The 22255-nt window shown below is 68.3% G+C and carries 20 protein-coding genes; 18 read left to right on the forward strand and 2 right to left on the reverse strand.

The window, feature by feature from the left end; all coding sequences use genetic code 11:
- Positions 1–184: 184 nt before the first annotated feature.
- The 13 genes from ACIQ3R_RS00280 to ACIQ3R_RS00340 all read left to right on the forward strand — a co-directional run bounded on the left by ACIQ3R_RS00280 (position 185) and on the right by ACIQ3R_RS00340 (position 14176).
- Positions 185–706 carry a DUF4402 domain-containing protein gene (locus ACIQ3R_RS00280; protein WP_397413733.1) on the forward strand — a complete coding sequence of 174 codons (522 nt, stop codon included), beginning with the start codon at positions 185–187 and terminating at the stop codon, positions 704–706.
- Positions 707–713: 7 nt separating this feature from the next.
- On the forward strand, positions 714–1190 hold the full coding sequence (locus tag ACIQ3R_RS00285; protein ID WP_397413736.1) for a hypothetical protein: 477 nt from the start codon (positions 714–716) through the stop codon (positions 1188–1190).
- Positions 1190–2101, forward strand: a complete 912-nt coding sequence (locus tag ACIQ3R_RS00290) for a hypothetical protein (RefSeq protein WP_397413738.1) — start codon at positions 1190–1192, stop codon at positions 2099–2101. The genes ACIQ3R_RS00285 and ACIQ3R_RS00290 overlap by 1 nt, the downstream gene beginning before the upstream one ends.
- Positions 2102–2126: 25 nt before the next feature.
- Positions 2127–4838 (forward strand): hypothetical protein, encoded by a 2712-nt coding sequence (locus ACIQ3R_RS00295; RefSeq protein ID WP_397413740.1) that lies wholly within the window; start codon positions 2127–2129, stop codon positions 4836–4838.
- A complete protein-coding gene (locus ACIQ3R_RS00300; RefSeq protein ID WP_397413742.1) occupies positions 4835–5827 on the forward strand; it encodes a DUF4402 domain-containing protein in 993 nt (330 codons plus the stop codon). Before ACIQ3R_RS00295 ends, ACIQ3R_RS00300 begins: the two co-directional genes overlap by 4 nt.
- Positions 5828–5895: 68 nt before the next feature.
- Positions 5896–6438 (forward strand): peroxiredoxin, encoded by a 543-nt coding sequence (locus ACIQ3R_RS00305; protein WP_397413745.1) that lies wholly within the window; start codon positions 5896–5898, stop codon positions 6436–6438.
- Positions 6439–6711: 273 nt separating this feature from the next.
- Complete coding sequence (gene rpsF, locus ACIQ3R_RS00310) at positions 6712–7074, forward strand: 30S ribosomal protein S6 (RefSeq protein ID WP_397413748.1); 363 nt, start codon at positions 6712–6714, stop codon at positions 7072–7074.
- 18 nt (positions 7075–7092) lie between these two features.
- Positions 7093–7365 carry a 30S ribosomal protein S18 gene (gene rpsR / locus ACIQ3R_RS00315; protein ID WP_397413750.1) on the forward strand — a complete coding sequence of 91 codons (273 nt, stop codon included), beginning with the start codon at positions 7093–7095 and terminating at the stop codon, positions 7363–7365.
- A gap of 13 nt (positions 7366–7378) precedes the next feature.
- The gene (gene rplI, locus ACIQ3R_RS00320; protein ID WP_397413753.1) at positions 7379–7963 is read left to right on the forward strand and encodes a 50S ribosomal protein L9; all 585 of its coding nucleotides are present in this window, start codon (positions 7379–7381) and stop codon (positions 7961–7963) included.
- Between the two features lie 168 nt (positions 7964–8131).
- Complete coding sequence (locus tag ACIQ3R_RS00325; protein ID WP_397413755.1) at positions 8132–10606, forward strand: TonB-dependent receptor plug domain-containing protein; 2475 nt, start codon at positions 8132–8134, stop codon at positions 10604–10606.
- 113 nt (positions 10607–10719) lie between these two features.
- Positions 10720–12213 (forward strand): replicative DNA helicase, encoded by a 1494-nt coding sequence (locus ACIQ3R_RS00330; RefSeq protein WP_397413758.1) that lies wholly within the window; start codon positions 10720–10722, stop codon positions 12211–12213.
- Positions 12185–13321: an alanine racemase gene (gene alr / locus ACIQ3R_RS00335; protein ID WP_397413760.1), complete on the forward strand. Its 1137-nt coding sequence runs from the start codon at positions 12185–12187 to the stop codon at positions 13319–13321. The genes ACIQ3R_RS00330 and alr overlap by 29 nt, the downstream gene beginning before the upstream one ends.
- A gap of 27 nt (positions 13322–13348) precedes the next feature.
- Complete coding sequence (locus ACIQ3R_RS00340) at positions 13349–14176, forward strand: FkbM family methyltransferase (RefSeq protein ID WP_397413762.1); 828 nt, start codon at positions 13349–13351, stop codon at positions 14174–14176.
- Positions 14177–14184: 8 nt separating this feature from the next.
- On the opposite strand, the gene ACIQ3R_RS00345 is transcribed toward ACIQ3R_RS00340, so the two are convergent.
- Positions 14185–15369, reverse strand: coding sequence for a Yip1 family protein (locus ACIQ3R_RS00345; protein WP_397413765.1), 1185 nt, complete (start codon positions 15367–15369; stop codon positions 14185–14187).
- 156 nt (positions 15370–15525) lie between these two features.
- Here ACIQ3R_RS00345 and radA point away from each other — a divergent pair, with 156 nt between their 5' ends.
- The 5 genes from radA to ACIQ3R_RS00370 are packed head-to-tail and all read left to right on the forward strand — an operon-like array spanning position 15526 to position 20763.
- Positions 15526–16893, forward strand: a complete 1368-nt coding sequence (gene radA, locus ACIQ3R_RS00350) for a DNA repair protein RadA (RefSeq protein WP_397413767.1) — start codon at positions 15526–15528, stop codon at positions 16891–16893.
- The gene (locus ACIQ3R_RS00355) at positions 16890–17495 is read left to right on the forward strand and encodes a CvpA family protein (RefSeq protein WP_397413770.1); all 606 of its coding nucleotides are present in this window, start codon (positions 16890–16892) and stop codon (positions 17493–17495) included. Before radA ends, ACIQ3R_RS00355 begins: the two co-directional genes overlap by 4 nt.
- Positions 17492–18979, forward strand: a complete 1488-nt coding sequence (gene purF / locus ACIQ3R_RS00360) for an amidophosphoribosyltransferase (RefSeq protein ID WP_397413772.1) — start codon at positions 17492–17494, stop codon at positions 18977–18979. Before ACIQ3R_RS00355 ends, purF begins: the two co-directional genes overlap by 4 nt.
- A gap of 46 nt (positions 18980–19025) precedes the next feature.
- On the forward strand, positions 19026–20003 hold the full coding sequence (locus ACIQ3R_RS00365) for a bile acid:sodium symporter family protein (RefSeq protein WP_397413774.1): 978 nt from the start codon (positions 19026–19028) through the stop codon (positions 20001–20003).
- A gap of 10 nt (positions 20004–20013) precedes the next feature.
- Complete coding sequence (locus ACIQ3R_RS00370; protein WP_397413776.1) at positions 20014–20763, forward strand: SDR family NAD(P)-dependent oxidoreductase; 750 nt, start codon at positions 20014–20016, stop codon at positions 20761–20763.
- Here ACIQ3R_RS00370 and der read toward each other — a convergent pair.
- Entirely contained in the window at positions 20711–22252 is a 1542-nt protein-coding gene (der, locus tag ACIQ3R_RS00375) for a ribosome biogenesis GTPase Der (RefSeq protein WP_397413778.1), read from the reverse strand. The two genes, ACIQ3R_RS00370 and der, sit on opposite strands and share 53 nt — an antisense overlap.
- Positions 22253–22255: the final 3 nt, after the last annotated feature.

Raw genomic sequence — 22255 nt, forward strand, 5'->3', positions numbered from 1 at the left:
TCCCATTTCTTGACACTCAGGGGGGGGCGGACATAGCCGTCGACTCGATGAACTGACGGCAAATCAACAAGATACAACCCACGGTGCCCACGACGCCCAGAATTCCCCCGACAGGGGAAACTTCAGGGATCGCCCTTCGGCGCCGGATCAAGCTAAACCCGACCTCGCACCCGAAAGGTGTCTCATGAAGCTGCGTATCGCACTGATCGCCTCCGCCCTCGCCCTCTCCGGCGCACCGGCCATGGCTGCGCCGGTCAACGGCACGACCACCGCAGCGGCCAACATTGTTTCGGCCAACCAGGTCCTGGCCCAGCGCACGCTGGAATTCGGCTCCATCGCGCGGCCGACCACCGGAACAAGCACGATCGTTGTCGCCTCGGCGGCATCTGGCGCGGCGACCCCGACAGTCTCCGGCGGCAACGCGTTCATCCCGACCTCGGGCCAGGCCCGCGCCGCCCAGTTCCGGATCACCGGCTCCAATGGTCAGACCTATTCGGTCCAGACCAACACCCTCACCTTCACCAACTCGTCGGGCAATCTGTCGGCCATAGCCGCCGAAAGCCCGGTCGCCTCATCGGGAACGCTCAACACCCTCCCCGCGAGCGGTCAGGACGACCTCTTCGTGGGCGGCAGGTTCGACATCACGCCCACCACCACGATCCAGGCCTACAGCGGCACGCTGAGCCTGACGATCAACTTCAACTAGGGACCGAATGACCGCGCGCTTCGCCTTCGCCGCCCTGGCCCTGGCCGCCGGGGCCGCAAGCCCCGCCGCCGCGATCGAGGCGTCGGTGGAAGCGCGCGCCACCATCGTCGAGCCGATGATGGTGCGCATGGTCTGGCAGACCGCAATGCCCAGCGTGCGAGCCGAGGCGGGCGGGGCCCAGTTCGCCGCGCCGATCCCTTCGATGAGCATGGGCATGATGATGCCGACCAACGGTCGCCTCGTGGTTCGACGGGAAGACGAAACCGGCGAGCCCGTCACCGCGCCCGGCGCGTTCGACGTCACCCGCGAGGGTCGCACCGGCGCGCTGCTGGTCCGCACCCGTATGGCGGAGTACGGGCGCGCGCCCTCAAGCTTCATGGGCGGAGCCCTGGCGGGCGGTTCGGCGGCCAGCATCGGCGTCGGCTTCGAACGCCCGCTCTTGATGTCCAACGACTCGCTCGTCGTTCTGGTCCAGTACAACTGATGTCTCGTCGCCTGATCGGGGCCCTGGCGTTTGCGCTGGCTATCGGCGCGCCGCCGACTCTGCCTGCGCAGCCTGCCGTCGCGCCCGACGCCGCCGCGACCGGCGCCTTCCTGAACATCTCGCCGCGCCGGGTGTCGCTGGATCGCGCGCGCCGCAACGCCACGGTCATCCTGCTCAACCAGGGGACCGAACCTGTCACGGTCGACGTCGCGCTGGTTGATCGGGTCATGCTTCCCGATGGTCAGATCTCGACGATTGAGGAGGCGGCGACCCGCGAAGATGTTCGAACCGCCGTCGCGGCGCTCAAGTCAGCGCGCGATCTGGTCCAGGTCTCACCCCGGCGGACGACGCTTATCCCCGGTCGGCCGCAAACCGTACGCGTGCGACTCTCCAATCTCCCGGAAGGGGTCGGCGACGAACATCGCACCCACCTGACGGTCACCACCCTGCCGCCTCGGGACTCCGGCGCCACGGCCGAAGCCGCCGCTTCCGGCGCGACAGCCGCAGGGCTCAGCTTCCAGATTTCCGCTGTTTATGGCGTCTCGATCCCGGTGATTGTCCGGTCGTCGCCGACCGAAGCGCGGGCCACGCTCACCACGCCACGCCTGGAGATGGTGGACATTCCCGCCGACGGCCGGTCGTCGGCCCGCCGCGTCGCGGTCGCGGCCTTCGAAATCGTGCGCGAGGGCCCAGGATCGCTCTACGGCAATCTTGAAATTCACGTCGCCGGCGCCCGCCAGGGGGCTGAGCCATTGGGATTGGCGCGCGGCGTGGGCGTATATCCAGAGGTCGCCCGCCGCGCCGTCAGGATCCCGCTTACCCGTGCGCCGAATCCCGGCGAACGGCTGGAGGTGACCTTCACGGACGACGATATGTCACCGGGGAAGGTCCTTGCGAAAGCGGCCTTTTGACCGGAGGGCCCTCGCGGCTTTAATCTTGGGCCTGTTGCTGGCGCCCGGCGCCGTCGCGCGCGCGGAGCCAGGGCCGGCGTCGCAGGTCCAGACGACGCTCGACCCCGCCGGCCTGCTGCTGTTTTCGATCACCCTCGACGACCTCACCCTGTCGGACGGGATCGGCGCCTATGGCGAACCGACCGATCCTTTGATCCCGTTGGGCGAGATGGCCGCGCTCCTTGAGGCCGATATAGATGTCTTTCCGGCGGAACGGCGGGTGACCGGTCGGCTGGGCGCGGCGCGGCGTACGGTGGCGGTCGATCTCGCCTCGGGCCAGGCGCGCGCCGGCGGAGAGGCCTTCGCCGTGAGCCCGAACGACTGGGCCGTCAGCCAGACCGACATCTATCTCAGGGCCTCGCTCATCTCGCGCCTCCTGGGCGTGCGACTGGTGGTCGCTGACGACGAACTCGTGCTACGCATGACGACCACCGAGCCCTTCCCGGTACAGGCGCGCCTCGGCCGCGCGGCAAGCCGTCGGGGGCTGGGCGGACTGGCCGGCATCGACGAGCCTGTACTGGCGGTCGACGATCCCTACACCGCGTTCAGCCCGCCGGGCGTTGACATCATCCTGGACGCAGGAACCCAGAGGGGCGCGGCCGGCCGCACGTTCCGCTACGATATCAGGCTGGCCGGCGACCTGCTCTGGTCCAACCTCCAGGCCTATATGAACTCCGATGAGGAGGGGCGCGCCAACAACGCGCGAATGATGCTCCAGCGTCGATCTCTCGAAGGCGCCCTGCTCGGCCCCCTCAAGGCGCGCGAGGTCACCCTCGGCGACACCTACGCCCCGGCCCTCAGCATGGGCCCGCGCAGCATCGCCGGACGCGGCTTCACCGTGTCGACCGCGCCGCTGGAGCAGACCAGCGTCTTCAACCAGATCGATCTGCGCGGCGAGCTCCCGCCCGGGTTCGAGGTCGAGTTGTTCATCAACGACGTCCTCCGGGGCAGCACCAATCGGGCGATCAATGGTCGCTTCGAGTTCCTCGACATCCCGCTCTCCCCCGGTCTCAACGTGCTCCGGGTCATCACCTACGGACCGCGCGGAGAGCGGACGGAAGAGGTGCAGGTGGTGAATGTCGGCGCGGCCCTGCTGCGACGCGGCGAGTCTCAGTTGACCATGGGCGTGGTTGAACAGAACACGCCGCTGTTTCGCCTGCGCGGCGATCAGGTGATCGGCGATCCCACAATCTTCGCCAACGGCGGCGTCCGCGCCACGGCCAACCTGAACTACGGCCTGACCGACCTCCTGACCGTCTCAGCGGGCCTTGCGCGCGTGCCCCAGGTGCGGGGCGGAGGCCTGACCTATGTGAGCGCCGGGGCGCGCACGACCCTGTTCGGGATCGCGACTCAGGTCGACATCGGCCGCGACGGCCGCGGCGGCGAAGGCGCCTCCGCCGCGCTCGCCGGCCGGGTGGGCGAGGCGTCCTATGTGCTGCGTCACGCCGAGTACCGCGATCGCTTCGTCGATGAGAACAATCTCGGCTTCAACCCGCTCTTTGCGCTCCGCCGCCGCTCGGAGCTGACGGTCGATTCCAGCGTGAACCTGCGCGGTCGGATCATCCCGGTATCGATGCGCACGCTGCGAAACGAATACGCCGGCCACCGCTACGATCTGCTCTCCGGGGTCCGCGCCTCATCCAGCGTCGGCCGCGTGCTGATGTCCGCGGGCCTCGAGTACCAGCGCCAGGCCTATCGGCCCGCCCGCCCGGTAGAGACCCTGAAGGGCTACATCGCCGCCTCCAGTTTCGACATCGCCGGACTGCAACTCCGCGCCACCTTTGACTACGAACTTCTCCCCGAGGTGAAGGCGCGCTTCCTCGCCGTCTCGGTCGATCGCCGGCTCTCCGACGACTGGTCGCTCCGCCTCGGCCTGGGCCAGCCGCTCGACGACCTGGATGGCTGGAATCTGGCCCTCTCCGCCGTCTGGGCCACCCGCCAGGGCGACTGGGCCTTCACCGGCCAGTACGACAACGCCCAGGACGACTGGCGCTTAGCGGCGCAGTGGACCTTCGGGCTCGGCTTCGATCCCGAACGGCGGCGCTACGACCTGATGCGGTCCGGGCCCGGCGCCAGCGGCTCCGTGCTGTTCAGCGCCTTCATGGACGAGAACGGCGACGGCCTGCGCCAGGACAGCGAAGTGGCTGCGGCCGACGTCGGCGTCGACGGCGGGGCGACCCGCGGCGCAGTCACCAACGGCGACGGACGCCTGCTGCTGACTGGTCTGGGCGCCGGCCCCCGGGCCCGACTGGACGTCGGCCTTGATCAGCTTGACGGCGAGGTCTCGGCCCCGCCGACCCGGGTCGAGGTCAAGCCCCGTCCCGGTCGGACCATCCGCGTCGACTATCCCCTCCGCCCGACCGGCGGCGTCGTGGTCAAGGTGGAACTCCAGCGCGACGACGGTCGGGTCGTCGGACTGGCCTCCGTGCGGGTTCTGCTGACCGGCCCGGCCGCCAACACGCCCCTTGAGACCACCACCGAGTTCGATGGAACCGCGGTCTTCGACGGCGTGCCGTTGGGCGCATGGCGGATCATGATCGACCCGCGGCAGGCCGAACGCCTGCGCATGCAGGCCGTGGACGCTCCCGAAGTGGTGATCCGCGCCGGCGGCGATCACCCGCCGGATGTACGCTTGAGGGTCCGTTTCGAACCCGCGACTGTCGCGGTCGTGGCCGCCATTGGAGGCGCGCAGCGATGATCCGCACCCAGATCATCGGCGCGGCCGTGGCTTTGCTGGCCGGAGCCCCCGCACTCGCCGCCACCTACACGGTGAATGTCGGAAATCCCCTCGATCTCGGCTCGGTGGCCGCCGCGCCCAGCGGCGACACGGTGTTCCGCATCAACCCGTCCACCGGCGCGGTTTCCGTCGTTAGCGGGACCGGTCGCCGGATCGCGGCGGGTGCGGTGCGGGCGCTCGTGACCGTGACCTGCCGCCCCTCCCGCGTGGACGATGGCGCGTGCCGGGACAACAATGTGCCGATCCAGGCCGGCGTGATCGGCCTGATCACCGGCCGGGCGCGAGCCCTGCGCAACTTCTCCGTGGCCATGGGAACGGCTGTTCAGATCGGCCCGTCGTCAGGAACCAGTCCGCTCAACTTCACCATCGGGCCCATCGGCGACAACCAGTCCAAGACCTTCTTCGTCGGCGCCGATTTCGCGGTCGCGGGTGACGATTCCGGCTTGGCCAGCGGCCCCGGCGAGAACGCGTTCTTCGTCTACGCCCTTGATCAGGGCGGGCTCTCGATGGGCGGAGACACCGATCGAGGGCGGGTCCAGGCGTTTCGCGGGCTGGCGGTCGGCAAGACAGCCGACCTTGACTTCGGCCGCATTCAACTCCCCACGACCGGCCAGAGCATCGTCACGCTCAACGCCTCGACCGGCGTGCGGACGGTCAGCGGCAGCGGGTTCGGATTTCCCACGCCCGCCCCGACCCGCGCCGCCTTCACCGTCACCGGCGAAGGCGGACAGGTGGTTTCCATCTCCATCCCCGCCAGCTTCAACCTGAGCGGTCCGGCGACGCTGGCGGTCAACGTCACTCACACCGCCGTGGCTACGCCCCGCCTCTCCGGCGCCGTCGGCGCCGCCGGAACCTACGGCTTCAATATCGGTGGATCTGTCACTCTCACGCCCACCACGCCTTCCGGCGCCTATTCCGGGGTGCTGACCCTCAGCGTCGACTACAACTGAGGGCCTTGCGCAGCGGCCCAGGGGCCGTATCTACTGACCCACTGAACCCCGCTAAGGATCCGCCCCCAATGTCGCGTCTCACCCTGCTCGCCGCCGCCGCGATCGTCGCCGTCGCAAGCCCTGCCTTCGCCGGTCTGAAGGCCGGTTCCAAGGCGCCGGACTTTACGGCTCAGGGCTATCAGGCGGGCCAGCCGATCAACTTCTCGCTCGCCGACGCCCGCAAGAAAGGGCCCGTCGTACTCTACTTCTTCCCGGCGGCCGACACCAAGGGCTGCAACCTGGAGGCCAAGCTGTTCGCCGACGCCACCGCCGACTTCCGCGCCCAGGGCGCGACGGTGATCGGCGTCACCTCCGGCAACCTGGATCGCCTGGCCGCCTTCTCGGCGGACACCGAAAAGTGCTCGGGCAAGTTCCCGGTGGCGGCTGATCCGGGCGCCAAGATCGCTCGCCAGTTCGACGCGGTCCTGCCGATGAAGCCGGAGTGGTCGGACCGCACCTCCTTCGTCATCGCGCCCGACGGCACGGTCGTGCATTCCTATTCCAAGATGGACCCCACCCAGCATGTCGCCGAGACCCTGGGCGCGGTGAAGGCCTGGAAGGCGAAGAAGTAGGTCGGCACGGCAGGGGGGCCAGAAAGACCAAGATCGCGACTCGTCCGCATAGGATGGTCTTGATTGCGGTTACGGCGCCTTGATTGCCTGGATGGTGGCGCTCCGCTTTAGCGCCTGTGACGTGTTTCCCCTTGCCGAGGCAGGACGTTTCCCCTAGAAGCGCGCCTCCTCACGGAGGGCGGTCCTCGCGAAATCGTTCGCGGTCGGGATCCATCGTGGCCGGCGGACTTCCGCCACCGGTCGCGCCGCCTTCCACAACGGAAGAAGGAAACCATGGCGCTCTACGAGCACGTCGTGATCTCGCGGCAGGACATCTCGCCGCAACAGGCCGAAGCCCTCAACGATCAACTCAAGGTCCTCATCGAGGAAGGCGGCGGCGCCGTCGCCAAGATCGAGTACTGGGGCCTTCGCAACCTCACCTACCGCATCAAAAAGAACCGCAAGGGTCACTACTCCCTCCTGGCGATCGACGCTCCGGCCGGCATCGTCAAGGAAATGGAGCGCCAGCTCAGCATCAACGAAGACGTGCTGCGCTACATGACCGTGCGCGTGGATGAGCTCGATCTCGAGCTTTCGCCCGTTCTCGCCCGCCGCGATCGCGACCGCGAACGCCGCGACGATGTTCCTCAGTTTTAAGGAAGGGAGGCTCACGCCATGACTGACGAAACCTCCATCGCGCCCGCCGCATCCGCGGCCGGCGGCGCCCGCCGTCCGTTCTTCCGCCGCCGCAAGGTGTGCCCGTTCTCCGGCGCCCAGGCCCCGAAGATCGACTACAAGGACGTCAAGCTCCTGCAGCGGTACGTTTCCGAGCGCGGCAAGATCGTGCCCTCGCGCATCACCGCGGTGTCGGCCAAGAAGCAGCGTGAACTGGCCAAGGCCATCAAGCGCGCCCGCTTCCTGGCGCTGCTCCCCTACGTCGTGAAGTAAGGGAGCCGCACAGATGAAAGTCATTCTGCTCGAACGCGTCGAAGGCCGTGGCGGCCTGGGCGACGTGATCACCGTCAAGGACGGGTATGCGCGCAACTACCTGCTGCCCCGGCAGAAGGCGCTGCGGGCCAACGCGGCCAGCCTCAAGATCTTTGAGGCCCAGAAGGCCGATATCGAGGCGCGCAACGCGCGGGCCAAGGACGCTGCCGGCAAGGCGGGCGAAAAGCTCGACGGCTCGTCCTACGTCATGATCCGCCAGGCGGGCGAGAGCGGTCAGCTCTACGGCTCGGTCACCGGTCGCGACGTGGCCGACGCGGTCAACGCCGAAGGCGGCAAGATCGAACGCGCCATGGTCGTGCTGGACAAGCCGATCAAGACGCTCGGCCTGCACGAGGTTAAGGTGCGCCTCCATGCCGAAGTCGCGGTGACCATCACGCTCAACATCGCCCGCAGTCAGGACGAAGCTGAGCGTCAGGCGCGCGGCGAGAACGTGATCAACGCCCAGTTCGAAGAAGAGCGTCTCGCCGCCGACCAGGCCGCCGCCGACCTTCTCGAAGGCGGCGCGGGTCAGATGGCGCAGGAGTTCGGCGAGGCCTAGGCCCCGGCGCAAGACCTACGGAAATCTGCGGCGGCGCGAGGAGAGATCCTCGCGCCGTTTCGCGTTCGGGTGTTGCCGATATGTCATAGAACAACGTCTGGCGAACCCCTACCTTTGCTTAATCAACGTGAAGGCCGCGATCCAACCGGCCGTTCCCAGAGGACCTCCATGACCTATCGCGCCATCCTTTTCGCCGCGGCGTCCGCCGCGAGCCTGTTCGCTCAGCCCGCGTTCGCCCAGACATCCGCAACCTCGGAAGTCGAGGAAGTGGTCGTGACAGGCACCCGCACCGAGGGCCGCACGCGACTTGAATCGCTGGCTCCGGTCGACGTCATCGGCCAGGACGCGCTCAACAAGGTCGGCGTGACCGAGCTCAATCAGGCGCTCGCCGTATCCCTGCCCTCCTTCAACTTCCCCCGCCCTGGCCTCGCCGACGGCACCGACACGATCCGCCCGGCCACCCTGCGCGGTCTCTCGCCCGATCAGACCCTCGTCCTGGTCAACTCCAAGCGCCGCCACTCGGCATCGCTGGTCAACGTGAACGGCACCATCGGCCGCGGCTCATCGGCGGTCGATCTCAACACCATTCCCGCCGGCATCGTGCAGTCGATTGAAGTGCTGCGCGACGGCGCCTCGGCGCAGTACGGCTCTGACGCCATCGCCGGGGTGCTGAACCTGCGCCTGCGCGAAGCCTCTGAGGGCGGCAACCTCACCGCGACCTACGGCGCGCGCGTCACCTCGGTGGACACCCTCGTCCAGGCGCCGCCGGCCGGCGCCAACTGGACCGTGGCGGACAAGGCCAAGTACGACCGCACCGACGGCGAGACGATCAACCTCTCGGGCTGGGTGGGCCTGCCCCTGGGTTCGGAAGGCTTCCTGACCGTCGCGGCCGAGTTCCTCGACCAGAACAAGACGATCCGCACCGCGCCCGACTGGCGTCAGCAGTACGCCCTGGTGAACGGCGCCTTCGACCCGCGCGAAGCCGCGTTCGACCGCTACAACGCCTGGTACGGCGAGCCCGAGATCGAGCAGTGGACCCTGTTCGCCAACGCCGGCTACGACCTCTCTGAAACCACCAGCCTTTACGGCTGGGCGAGCTACCAGAACCGCGACTCGCTCTCGGCCGGCTTCTTCCGCCGCGCGCTGGATGATCGCAACATCACTTCCATCTATCCGAACGGCTTCCTGCCGCTGATCAATCCGACCGTCGAAGACTTCGGCGCCGGTGGCGGCGTGAAGTGGCAGGCTGGCGAGTGGGACTTTGACGCCTCGCTTGTCTACGGCTCCAACAAGATGGACTTCACCATCCGCAACACGCTCAACCGCTCCATCGGTCCTGGCAGCAAGACGGTGTTCGAAGCGGGCGGCTTTGAGTACGAGCAGACTGTCGGCAATATCTCCGGCGTGCGCCAGTTCGACGCTGGCCTTGCTTCGCCCCTGAATGTGGCCCTCGGCGTCGAAGTCCGCCGCGAGAACTACCGCATCTTCGCCGGTGAAGCGGATTCCTACCGGAACGGCGGCGTGCTCCTGAACAACGCGCCGACCCCGTCGGGCGCCCAGGTGTTCCCGGGCTTTCGGCCCGAGAATGAGGTCGATGAAGGCCGTACCTCAGTGGGCGGCTACCTCGATATCGAAGCCAACCTGACCGACCAGCTCCTGGCCTCCGCCGCCGTGCGCGCCGAGCACTACTCGGACTTCGGCGAGACGGTCACCGGCAAGCTGGCGCTGCGCTATGACGTCAATGAGAGCTTCGCGCTCCGCGCCTCGGTGCAGAACGGCTTCCGGGCCCCCTCGCTCCAGCAGCAGTTCTTCACCACCACCTCGACGAACTTCATCAATGGCGTTCCGTTCGAGATCACGACCTTCCCGGCGGCCAGCCCGATCGCATCGGCCCTGGGCTCCCAGCCGCTCGACGCTGAAGAGTCCCTCAACTTCGCGGTCGGCGCCGTGCTCCGTCTGGGTGATGTCAACATCACCGTCGACGCCTATCGGATCGAGGTCGAGGACCGGATCGTTCTGTCCGAGAACCTGACCTCTGCCGCCGTACGCAACTTCCTGACCTCGCGCGGCTTCATCGGCGTGGGTGGTGGTCGCTTCTTCATCAACGGCGTCGACACCGAGACCCAGGGCGTTGACATCGTCGCCAACTACAAGCTGACCACCGACGAGATGGGCGCGTTCAATTTCACGCTCGCGGCCAACTTCAACCAGACCGAAGTGACCAAGGTGCCGGTCACCGCTCAGCTGGCGGCCCTCAGCCCCTCACCGATCCTGTTTGATCGGGTGAACGTCCTGACCTTCGAGGAGGGCACGCCTGACTCCAAGTTCACCGGCTCGGTCGACTGGTCGATGGGCGCTTTCGGCGCCACCTTCCGCGCCACCCGCTACGGCGAGGTGCTGAGCCCTGGCACGACGGCGGCGCTCGACCTGGTGATGAAACCCCGGGTCGTGCTCGACCTGGAGGGTCGCTGGAACGTGACCGAAAAGGTGCGGGTGTCGGTCGGCGCCGACAATATCCTCGACGAGTACCCCACGCGCACCCCGCCGTCCCTCAACACCACCTCGAACACGCCGTTCTCGAACTACTCGCCGTTCGGCCGTTCGGGCCGTTACGTCTACGGCCGTGTGTCGGTGAACTTCTGACCCCGCGCTTCCGGCGCGGCTTGTCCACAGCGATGCGAATCATATGTGGACGGCCGCGCCGGGGCCGATTTGTCGCGTTCCCGTAGGCGCTCGCCCTCGGCTATCGAGTGGCCATGGCCCTCGTTCCGGCGCTCGACCTGCGCCCCCCCTCAAATGACGATGTCGTCCAGACCGTCCCCGCCAGTCTTGAGGCGGAGCAGGCGCTGATCGGGGCGATCCTCTATGACAATGCCGCCTTCGAACGGCTGAGCGACAACCTCCAGGCGCGACACTTCCACGAGCCGTTCCATCAGCGACTCTACGGCGCCATCGAAGCTCTGATCCGCAAAGGTCAGCTGGCCGATCCGATCCTCCTGGCCGAACAGTTCCTGCGTGATCCGGCCTTCGAGGAGCTTGGCGGCCTCCGCTACCTCGCCGATCTGGTGAACCGCGCGCCCCCGGCCGCCAACGCCCCGGACTACGGCCGCGCCATCTACGACCTCGCGCTCCGCCGGGACCTCATTCGCATCGGCGGCGAGATCACCGCCACGGCGCATCACGGCGACAACGAGCTCGACGCCCGCGAGCAGATTGAAGCCGCCGAACAGCAGCTCTACGCGCTCGCCGAGACCGGCGGCGTCTCCCAGGGGTTCGTCAATTTCGCCGACGCGCTCCGCGGCGCCGTGGCCATGGCCGCCGAGGCCCACAGCCGCGACGGCGGCCTCGCCGGCCTCTCCACCGGCCTGATCGACCTCGATCAGAAGATCGGCGGTCTGCACCCCTCCGACCTGGTGATCATCGCTGCCCGCCCCTCGATGGGGAAGAGCTCGCTGGCCGCCAACATCGGCTTCGATGCGGCCCGCAACTACGCCTATGAGGTCCAGCCCAACGGCGCGAAGAAGACGGTCAGGGGCGGCGTCGTGGCCTTCTTCTCGCTCGAAATGAGCGCCGACCAGCTGGCCATGCGTTTGTTGGCCGAGGTTTCGGGCGTTTCAGGGGACCGGCTGCGCAAAGGCGAGATCGACGCCATGGAGTTTGGCCGCGTGCGGGATGCGGCCATCGAGATTCAGGACGCGCCTTTCTATATCGACGACACCGGCGGCATCACGCTCGCCAAACTCACCGCCCGGGCCCGACGCCTCAAGCGCACCGTCGGCCTCGACCTGCTGATCATCGACTATCTCCAGCTGATCACGCTCGGCGCCGGAACCCGCTCAGACAACCGGGTCCAGGAAGTCAGCGCCATAACCCAGGGCCTGAAGGCGCTGGCCAAGGAGCTGGCGATTCCGGTCATCGCCCTCGCCCAGCTCTCCCGCCAGGTCGAGAACCGCGAAGACAAGAAGCCCCAGCTCGCCGACCTCAGAGAGTCCGGTTCGATCGAACAGGACGCCGACATGGTGATGTTCATCTACCGCGAGAGCTACTACCTCTCCCGCCTGGAGCCGCGCGAAGGCTCCGAGGAGCATTTCAAGTGGCAGGAGCAGATGGACGCCGTGAAGGGCCTGGCCGAGATCATCATCGGCAAGCAGCGCCACGGTCCCATCGGTACGGTGAGGCTGTCGTTCAACGAGGACCTCACCAAGTTCGGCAACCTCGCCCGTGACCCCGGCCGCTACGAGCCCCGGTAAGCCGCCGCCTGACCGCGCGCGTCTCACAATCGATCTCAACGCGCTCGCCCACAATCGCGCGATCATCGCCGACGCGGCCCCGGGCGCGGAGGTCGCCGCCGTCATCAAGGCCGATGGCTACGGTCTGGGCGCCGGCGCCATCGCTCGACGCCTCCACGCCGAAGGGACCCGTAGCTTCTTCGTCGCCCGCCTTTCGGAAGGCGAAGACCTGCGCGCGGAGCTTCCTAACCGCGACGCCGACATTCTGGTGCTGGATGGGCTTGCCGCCGGAACCGGCGCCCGTTTCGCCGCCGCGCGCCTGCGTCCGGTGATCAGCAGCCTTCCCCAGGCCCACGCCGCCCTCGCGCTTCAGGCGGCGGGCGGCCTCGGTCCCGTCGCCCTGCAGGTCGACACAGGCATGAACCGCCAGGGACTCTCGCTCGACGAAGCGCGCGCTCTGACGGAAGCGCCTTCGCGCGGCCGGCGCCTCGATGTCGACCTCCTGCTCAGTCATCTCGGATCGGCCACCGACCCGGCCGAGGGCCGCAACCCCGCCCAACTGGCCTGCTTCCGCAAGGTCCGGACCCTGTTCCCTGAAGCCCGCGCCAGCCTTGCCGCCTCGGCCGGCACCTTCCTTGGGGCGGAGTATCGCTACGACATGGTCCGCGCCGGCATCAGCCTGTTCGGCGGCGGGCCGGAGGAACGGCCCGACCCGCGCCTGCGCTCCGTGGCGACGCTCGAGGCCCCGATCCTGGACTTGAGGGCGCTCGAAGCTGGTGACCGGCTCGGCTACGGGTCCACCTTCACCGCTGATCGGCCCATGCGCATCGCGATCGTCGCGGCCGGCTATGCCGATGGCCTGATCCGTGCGGCGATGGGCAAGGCGCACGCTTTCGCAGCCGGCGCCCCGCGGCGGCTGCTGGTCATCAACATGGACCTCTCGGCCATCGAGATCGGCGACGCTGCGCTCAGGATCGGCGATCCGGTCGAACTCCTCGGCGCCAACGCGCTTCTGGATGACCTCGCGGAGGCTGCGGGGACGGTGGCCCACGAAGTGCTGGTCAGACTCAGCACGCGCGCCGAGCGCGTGTATCTCGGTGGCGATGACAGGACGCGCAGTTCCCGGTAGACCGCGCGCCGAGGAGACTTCCGCCAGATGCTCGACCGCACGAGGGCCTACGGGCTCGACTTCCTGTTCCCCGAGGGTGACAGCGCGATCGGCGAATCGCTCGCGCTTTACGGCGAGTTCGCCGCCGTGATCAGCGACTTCCTGATCGAGCACGCCACCGCCGAGACCGGGACCCTGATCGACGCCGGCGCCAACATCGGCTCGGTCAGCCTTCCCTTCGCCGCCGCCAGGCCCAACTGGCGCGTCCTGGGTGTCGAGGCGCACCGGGGCATCGCGGCGATCTACGGCGCGAACGCCATGAACAACCGGCTGACCAATGTCGAGATCATCCAGGCTGCGATCGCCGCGGAACGCGGTCTGGTTCGCTTTCCAAATCCGCCCCTGGGTCTGAAACGCAACTTCGGCACCCTGAGCCTCAACACCACCGACTTCGAGACCGCGCCCATCCTGCGCATGACGCTCGACGACATCGCGCCCGCCGATACCCGCCTGATCAAGATCGACATCGAGGGCTATGACGCCGAGGCCCTCAAGGGCGCGCCCCGCCTGATGCAGGAGACCCGGCCGATCTGGCTGGTCGAGGCCGCCGTGAACCACCCTGAGACCGCGCGCGAAGTCGTCCGGCTGTTGCTCGAAGCCGACTACCGGGTCCACTGGTTCTTCGCCCCCTTCGCAACCTCGCGGGCGCTGAAGGGTCGCAAGACGCCGACCCTCGGCAAGGGCGACGCCAACGTCGTGGCGCTGCCGGCCGGTGTGGAGAACAGCTGGAACCTGCCGGAAATCCACTCCCCCGATACGCCCCGTCCCGGCGCGGCCTCAGACTATCCCTATCTGGCGCGCTACGGGATGAGTTGAGGCGTCTTTCAGCGCTCAGCCTCGGCTATGGCCTCCAGCTTGCGGGCGTCCACCGCGCCGACGGCGGCCTTCAGTTCATCCATGCCGACACCGTCGCCTTCAGCCTGGACCATGAAGCGTTCGCCAATCATCACGCCGTACTCGCCGCGCCGCGCGGCGCGATCATAGGTTTCCTGGGTCAGGCGCCCTTCAATCACCCCGACCTTCTCATAGCCGGTGGCCGTCTCCTCGGTCTTTCGGGCGTCAAAGGCGCCGGCCAGTCCGGCCAGGGCGCCCGCCGCGCCCACATCGGTGACCGAGAGCGTCAACCGCGCTGCGCCGCGCGTATAGACCCCCTCGGCCTGCGAGCCTTCGAAGCCCGCCACCCCGCCGGAGCCGGTCTTCACGCTCTCACGTGTAAATCCGCCCACCACGGCCGGAAGCATGGCCTGCAGGGCCTCGGTGGAGGTCGGCGGCGGGCCCTCGCCCGACTGCACCGCCCTGGCCGCCGCCGCCGCCTTCTCCGCCGCCGACTGCAGTTCGCCCAGGTCCACCGAGCCCTGGCCCGCAATCTCAACCTTGCCGCCAACCCCGGGAACCGCGCCGGACATCACGCCCGTTGATGTCACCGCTCCGGCGACGCCTCCAGCCAACAGGCCCAGGATGAACATCACAACCGCGACGGCGGCGGTGTAGGCCAACGCCCGTTCGGGCGGCGCGCCCATCAGCCGGCCCAGCCCCTTGTGCAGCAGAAACAAGCTCCAGATCGCGCCCAGCAGCGCCAGAACGGCCAGCATGGGAAACAGTGTCACGATCCCCAGAACCCAATAGGCCGTTGGCGAATAGGCCGCGACCTTGGCCGCCCGGACCGGGTCGGCCGCACCGCCGAAATTCGGGGCCAGCGCCCTGATGACCCGTGCGCTCAGCCAGACCATCAAGAGGCTCAGCGCGAAGCCCAGCACGCCTGACACGGCGACCCATAGAGGAGACGGCCGGAAAGAAACCCCAAACCCGCCCACCCCAAACACGGCGAGGCCGACGGACGACGCAACGGCAGGTATTGCGACCAGGGGGATCACGTAACTCCGGAACAGGCCGCCTTCGGTGGCGGGTTCGTCAGCGATCACCTCCCAGGTCTCATCGGGTCGGGTCAGCAGACCCCTGACGCGGGCGATCAGGCCAGCCGACGCCGAACCTGGCTCGATGATGCTCATGGCGATGCTCCGGGGTTCCTAAGGGGAACCTTACAGGGTCGCCCGGTCCTCGGAACCCCCCCACCGCTCTCGTCGGGGCGATCTGTCGCAAAGCGACTGAGGGGGCTTCCTCAGCATCCGCTACACTGCCGACGCACACCCGAATCAGGAGTACGCATGGCCCGCGACGGCGCCCAATATGTCTGCCAGTCCTGCGGGGCTGTGCAGACGCGCTGGGGCGGCCAGTGCCCGGCCTGCGGCGCCTGGAACACGCTGGTCGAGGAAATCACCAGCCGCCCGCCCGGCGCCCTGAAGCCCGCCTCGGCGGCGCGCAAGTCCAGGCTGGCCTTCGAGGGACTCGACACCCAGACCCCCTCTCCGCCCCGACTGGTCACCGGCCTCGGCGAATGGGACCGGGTCTGTGGCGGCGGCGTCGCGCCCGGATCCGCCATCCTGGTGGGCGGCGACCCCGGCGTCGGCAAATCCACTCTGCTGCTGCAGGTCGCCGCCAGCGCCGCGCGCGCCGGCGCACGCTGCGCCTACATCTCCGGCGAAGAAGCGGTGGAGCAGGTCCGCGCCCGCGCCCAGCGCATGGGCCTGGCCGACGCGCCCCTGAAGCTGGCCGCCGAGACCTCGCTCCGCACGATCCTCGAGGGCTTGAAGGCGGAGCCCTTTGACTTCGCGGTGATCGACTCGATCCAGACTCTCTGGAGCGACGCGCACGAGGCCGGTCCAGGTTCGGTCACCCAGGTCCGCGCCGCCGCCGGCGAACTCACGCGCCTCGCAAAGTCGCGGGGTGTCTCGATCGTCTTGGTGGGTCACGTCACAAAGGACGGCGCAATCGCCGGGCCGCGAGTCATCGAGCACATGGTCGACGCCGTGTTCGCCTTCGAGGGTGAGCGCGGCTACCCGTTCCGCATCCTGCGCGGCGCCAAGAACCGTTTTGGCGCCACCGACGAGATCGGCGTTTTCGAGATGGGCGATGCAGGCCTCGCCGAGGTCAAGAACCCGTCGGCGCTGTTTCTCAACACCTCGGGCGAGCGGGCGGCCGGCGCGGCGGTGTTCGCCGGCCTCGAGGGCTCTCGACCGGTGCTGGTCGAAATCCAGGCCCTGGTCGCGCCGTCGGCCTATGGCAATCCTCGCCGCGCCGTCGTGGGCTGGGACTCGGGTCGCCTGGCCATGATCCTGGCGGTGCTGGAGGCCCGCTGCGGGCTCTCGTTCGGCGACCGCGACGTCTATCTCAACGTGGCAGGCGGGCTGCGCATCACCGAACCGGCCGCCGATCTCGCCGCCGCCGCCGCGCTGGCCTCCTCGGCCTTCGACCAGGCCCTGCCCCAGGATTGCGTGGTGTTCGGCGAGATCAGCCTTTCCGGCGAAGTCCGCCCGGTGAGCCGCATCGACGCCCGCCTGAAGGAAGCCGCCAAGCTGGGATTCCGCCGCGCGCTCGCCCCGCAGACCGAGGTCCAGACCCCGGGCCTCAAGGTGACCAGCGCCAGCCGTCTGGTCGACGCGATCCAGCGCATCGAACACGCGGACTGGCCGTGAGTCAGTTCGACCTGCTTGTGCTGGCCCTGCTCGGCATTTCCGGCGCTGTCGGATTTGTCCGTGGCGCCGCGCGCGAGGTGTTCGCCCTGGTGGCGCTGATCGGCGCGGCGGTGTTGGCGGTGATGGGCCTGCCGGCCTTCCGGCCCCTGCTCGGCGAAGCTGTCCGCCCGGACTGGCTCGCGACCACGGTGACGCTGATCGGCGTCTTCCTTGTGGCGTTCGTGGCGCTGCGGCTGATCGGCGCGGGAATCACCCGCCAGATGCGCGCCGCCGAACTGCTGGGGTTCCTGGATCGGTCCCTCGGCCTGCTGATCGGGCTCGGGCGCGGGATGATCGTCCTGGGCGCGCTCTACCTGCTGTTCACGGCGATCACGCCGGTCGATATGCGGCCCCGTTGGATCACCGGCGCAGTCACCTGGCCCGCCGCCGGAAATATGGGCCGGCTGATTCTCCATGTGATGCCGCACGGCTTCGAGGCGCTGGACCGCCTCCGCCCGACAATAGATCGCGCCTTTGACGAGGCCTCAGGTGACAGAACCACGACAGAGGGGTACGAGGCGCCTCAATCCTCCCGACCCAAGCCTTCGGAGCCTAACCGATGAGCCTGCCGCACGAGCGTTGGTCCGCGCCGCACCGCGACCCGGACGATGATACGCCTCGGCTCGAGTGCGGCGTCTTCGGGGTCTATGATACCGCTGAGGCCTCAGGCGTCACGGCGCTCGGCCTCCACGCGTTGCAGCATCGCGGCCAGGAGGCCTGCGGCATAGCCGCCTTCGACGGACAGCGGTTCCACACTGAGCGCCACATGGGATATGTCGGCGACGCCTTCGGCGGGGGCGACCTCAACAAGCGGCTTCCCGGCCGCACGGCCATCGGCCACACCCGCTACTCCACCGCCGGCGGCAGCTTCCTGCGCAACGTCCAGCCGATGTTCGCCGATCTTGAGGCCGGCGGAATTGCGCTCGCCCATAACGGCAACCTGACCAACTTCCTGACCCTGCGCGAGCAGCTGGTCCAAGAGGGCGCGATCTTCCAGTCGACCTCCGATTCCGAAGCGATCCTGCATCTGATCGCCCGCTCCCGGCGGCCGCGCTTCCTGGATCGGTTCACAGAGGCGTTGCAGCAGATCGAGGGCGGCTATGCCCTGGTCGCCATGACCAACAAGAAGCTGGTCGGCGTCCGCGATCCTCTGGGCATCCGGCCCCTGGTGCTCGGCGACCTGAACGGCAAGCCGGTCTTCGCCTCAGAGACCTGCGCGCTCGACATGGTCGGCGCCACCTTCGTGCGCGACATCGAGCACGGCGAGATGGTGGTGGCCGACGAGAAGGGCTTACGCAGCTTCCGCCCCTTCCCCGCCCAGCGCGCCCGGCCCTGCATCTTCGAATACGTCTACTTCGCGCGCCCCGACTCGGTGGTGAACGGTCGCTCGGTCTACGATGTGCGCAAGCGCATGGGCCGCCGGCTGGCCATGGAAACGCCCGCCGACGTCGACGTGGTTGTGCCGGTGCCCGACTCCGGCGTCCCCGCGGCGCTCGGCTTCGCCCAGGAGGCCGGCCTTCCCTTCGAGATGGGCATCATCCGCAACCACTATGTCGGCCGCACCTTCATCCAGCCCACCCAGGGCGAGCGCGAGCTTGGCGTCCGCATGAAGCTCTCGCCCAACCGGGCCGTGCTGGCGGGCAAGCGCGTCCTCCTGGTGGACGACAGCATCGTGCGCGGCACCAACTCGATCCGCGTCGTGCGCATGGTCCGTGAGGCGGGCGCCGCCGAGGTGCATCTCAGATCCGCTTCGCCTCCGATCCAGTGGCCGGACTACTACGGGATCGACATGCCCGATCGGGACAAGCTGCTGGCCGCCAACCACTCCGTCGAAGAGATCGCCCGCATCCTCAACGTGGACTCGATGGGCTATCTGTCGGTCGACGGCCTCTATTGGGCGATGGACGCTGTGCGCGATCCGGCCGCGCCCCAGTACACCGACCACTATTTCACCGGCGACTACCCCACCCGCCTCCTCGACCGCGAGATCGCGCTCGGCCGCAATGAACTGGTCGAGCGTCAGTTGTCGTTCCTGGTGGATGCATGACGGCCCTCCCCCACCCCTCTCCTGAAGCGAGAGGGAGAGGGCTCGGGTGAAGGTCTTCGGCCTGAAGATCGACGGCTATCTGGTCCTGATCCTGCTGGTCGCGGCGCTGGCGACGGTGCTGCCGGCGCGGGATGATGCAGCGGTCTGGCTGGGCCTGGTCACCAAGGTGGCCATCGGTGCGGTGTTCTTCCTGCACGGCGCGCGCCTGTCCCGCGAGGCGGTCATCGGCGGCCTGATGCACTGGCGGCTCCACCTTGTCGTCCTGGGCGCGACCTTTGCGGCCTTTCCCTTGCTGGCGCTGAGTCTGGCCTCGCTGCCGGCCGCGATCACGCCGCCCGAGCTCGCAGCCGGCCTGATCTTCCTGGGCTGCCTGCCGTCGACGATCCAGAGCTCCATCGCGTTCATCGGCATCGCGCGGGGGAACGTCGCAGCCGGCGTGGCGGCGGCCTCGGCGTCCAATCTCCTTGGGGTTTTCGCAACGCCGCTGCTGGCGGGCCTGTTGCTGCATGCGCAGGGCGGGGTCTCGGCCGCCGGCGTTCTCGCCATCGTCCTGCAGATCCTGGCGCCTTTCGTCGCAGGCCAGGCGCTGCGCCCCTGGATCGGCGACTTCGTGGCGCGGCGCAACGCGATCCTGAGCCGCTTTGATCGCGGGACGATCCTGCTGGTGGTGTTCGTGGCGTTCTCCGGCGCGGTAGTGGAAGGCGTCTGGACCCGGCTCGGCCCTCTCGATCTCGTGCGGCTGCTGCTGCTTTGCGCGGTGCTGCTGGCGGCGATGCTGGCGCTCACGTGGTTCGTCGCCCGGGCGCTCCGCTTCTCGACGCCCGACCAGATCGCCATCATCTTCTGCGGCTCGAAAAAGTCGTTGGCCAGCGGCGCGCCCATGGCGGCCGCGTTGTTCCCCGCCGCGGTCGCAGGCGTGGCGCTGATCCCGCTTCTGGTCTTCCATCAGATGCAACTGATGGCCTGCGCCTACATCGCCCAACGCTACGCCGCACGCCCTGACATGGCCGATCAAAGCGGCTAGAGACCCCGCCATGTCCGCAGACCGCCCGCTCTCCGACCGCATCGCCCTTGTCACGGGCGCCAGCCGAGGTATCGGCCGCGCCGCCGCCCTTTCGATGGCCGAGGCCGGCGCACACATTGTGGCGGTCGCCCGCACCCAGGGGGCGCTCGAGGCGCTGGACGACGAACTCCGCCGCGCCGGACACGCGCCCGCCACCCTGGTTCCTATGGACATCGCCGAACCCGACGGCTTTGACCAGTTGGGCCTGGCGCTCCATCAGCGGTTCGGCCGCCTCGACATCCTGGTCCACGCCGCCGCGATACTCGGCCCGATTACCCCGGTGTTTCACATCGAACCCAGCCACTGGGACCGGGTGGTGGCGGTGAACCTCACCGCCAGCTATCGACTGATCCGCGCGATGGAGCCGCTGCTGAGGGCGGCCGCCGCCCCTCGGGCGATCTTCCTGACCAGTGGCCGCGCCAGCCGACCCAAGGCCTTCTGGGGCCCCTACGGCGTCACAAAGGCGGGCCTGGAGCACCTGGTGCGCACCTGGGCCGACGAACTGGAACAAACCCACGTGCGCGCGGTGCTGCTCGACCCGAGCGTCATGCGCACGCGCATGCGCGCCGAGGCCATGCCGGGCGAGGATCCCGCCCAACTTCCCGATCCCTCAGAGATCGGCCCGCTGATTGTCGAACTCGCCCAGGCCGACCTGGGCCTGCCGACCGCTAGCGTGGTTTTCGAGGACTGGAAGAGGGCCGCGACGCGCGCTTCGGCTTGACCCCAGGGCGGGCCAGCTTCGCCGCCCTGCCGCGCGGATTCCCCGCCTTCGGCTTCTTGGGCCGCGACGCCGGCTTGGAGTCATCCGGCTTGCTGCCGGCCGGGCGCGAAGCCGAACGCGGCGGACGATAGGCCCGAGGCGCCGGCGCCGTTTCACCATCAGAATAGGGGTTCTTGTTCGACCGCACCGTCAGCCGGATCGGCACCCCGGGCAGGTCGAAGCTCTCGCGGATCGAGTTCACAAGATAGCGCTTGTAGTGGTCCGGAAGCTGGTCCGCCCGACTGGCGAACAGCACGAACGTCGGCGGCCTCGCCTTGGTCTGGGCCATGTACTTGGGCTTCACGCGCCGGCCGTTCACCGCAGGCGGCGGGTGGCGGGCGACCGCCATCTGCAGCCAGTCGTTCAGGTCCCGCGTCTTGACCTTGGTCGACCAGTCACCGTGCGCTTTCAGGACCGACGGCATCAGTCGGTCCAGACCGCGGCCCGTTTCCGCCGACAGCGCCACCACCGGCGAGCCCTTGAGCTGTGGCAGCAGCCGGTGCGCCTGCTCGATCAGTTCCGGCAGCCGCGTCTGGGGATCTTCGACCAGGTCCCACTTGGCCAGCACATAGACCAGCGCACGGCCTTCCCGCTCGACAAGATCGGCGATCTGCAGGTCCTGGATCTCGAAGGGGTGGGTTGCGTCCATCACCAGGATCACGACCTCGGCGAACGTGATCGCGCGAATTGAATCGCCGGTGGAGAGTTTCTCCAGCTTCTCCTGGACCTTGGCCTTGCGCCGCAGGCCGGCGGTATCGACCAGCCGGATCGCCCGGTCATCCCAGGTCCAGTCCACCGGGATGGCGTCGCGCGTGATCCCGGCTTCCGGCCCGACCAGCAACCGGTCCTCGCCGATCAGCGCATTGACCAGTGTGGACTTCCCCGCGTTGGGTCGACCGACGATGGCTATACTGATCGGCTTGCCGGCCGCAGCCTCATCATCCTCATCGTCCGGGTCCGGCGCCAGGGCGGCGACAGCGGCGTACAGGTCGGCCATGCCCTCGCCATGTTCAGCCGAGATCGGGATCGGCTCACCCAATCCCAGACCGAACGCTTCCAGCACGCCCGACTCGGAAGCCTTGCTCTCGCTCTTGTTGGCCGCAACGACGACCGGTTTGCCCTTGCGTCGCAGCACATCGGCGAAGATCTCGTCGCCCGGCGTCACGCCTTCCCGGGCGTCGATCACGAACAGGGCGATGTCGGCCTCGTCGACCGCCAGCTCGGTCTGGGCGCGCATACGCGCTTCCAGGCTCTCGTCTGTGACATCCTCGAAGCCTGCGGTGTCGATCAGTTCCAGATCCAGATCGCCCAGCCGTCCGGTTCCGAATCGACGGTCCCGTGTCACGCCCGGCTGATCGTCGACGATCGCCAGGCGCTTACCCGCCAGCCTGTTGAACAGGGTGGACTTGCCCACATTGGGACGACCCACGATCGCGAGTTTCAACGCCATGGG

The organism is Phenylobacterium sp. (assembly GCF_044371015.1).
Classification (GTDB): domain Bacteria; phylum Pseudomonadota; class Alphaproteobacteria; order Caulobacterales; family Caulobacteraceae; genus Phenylobacterium.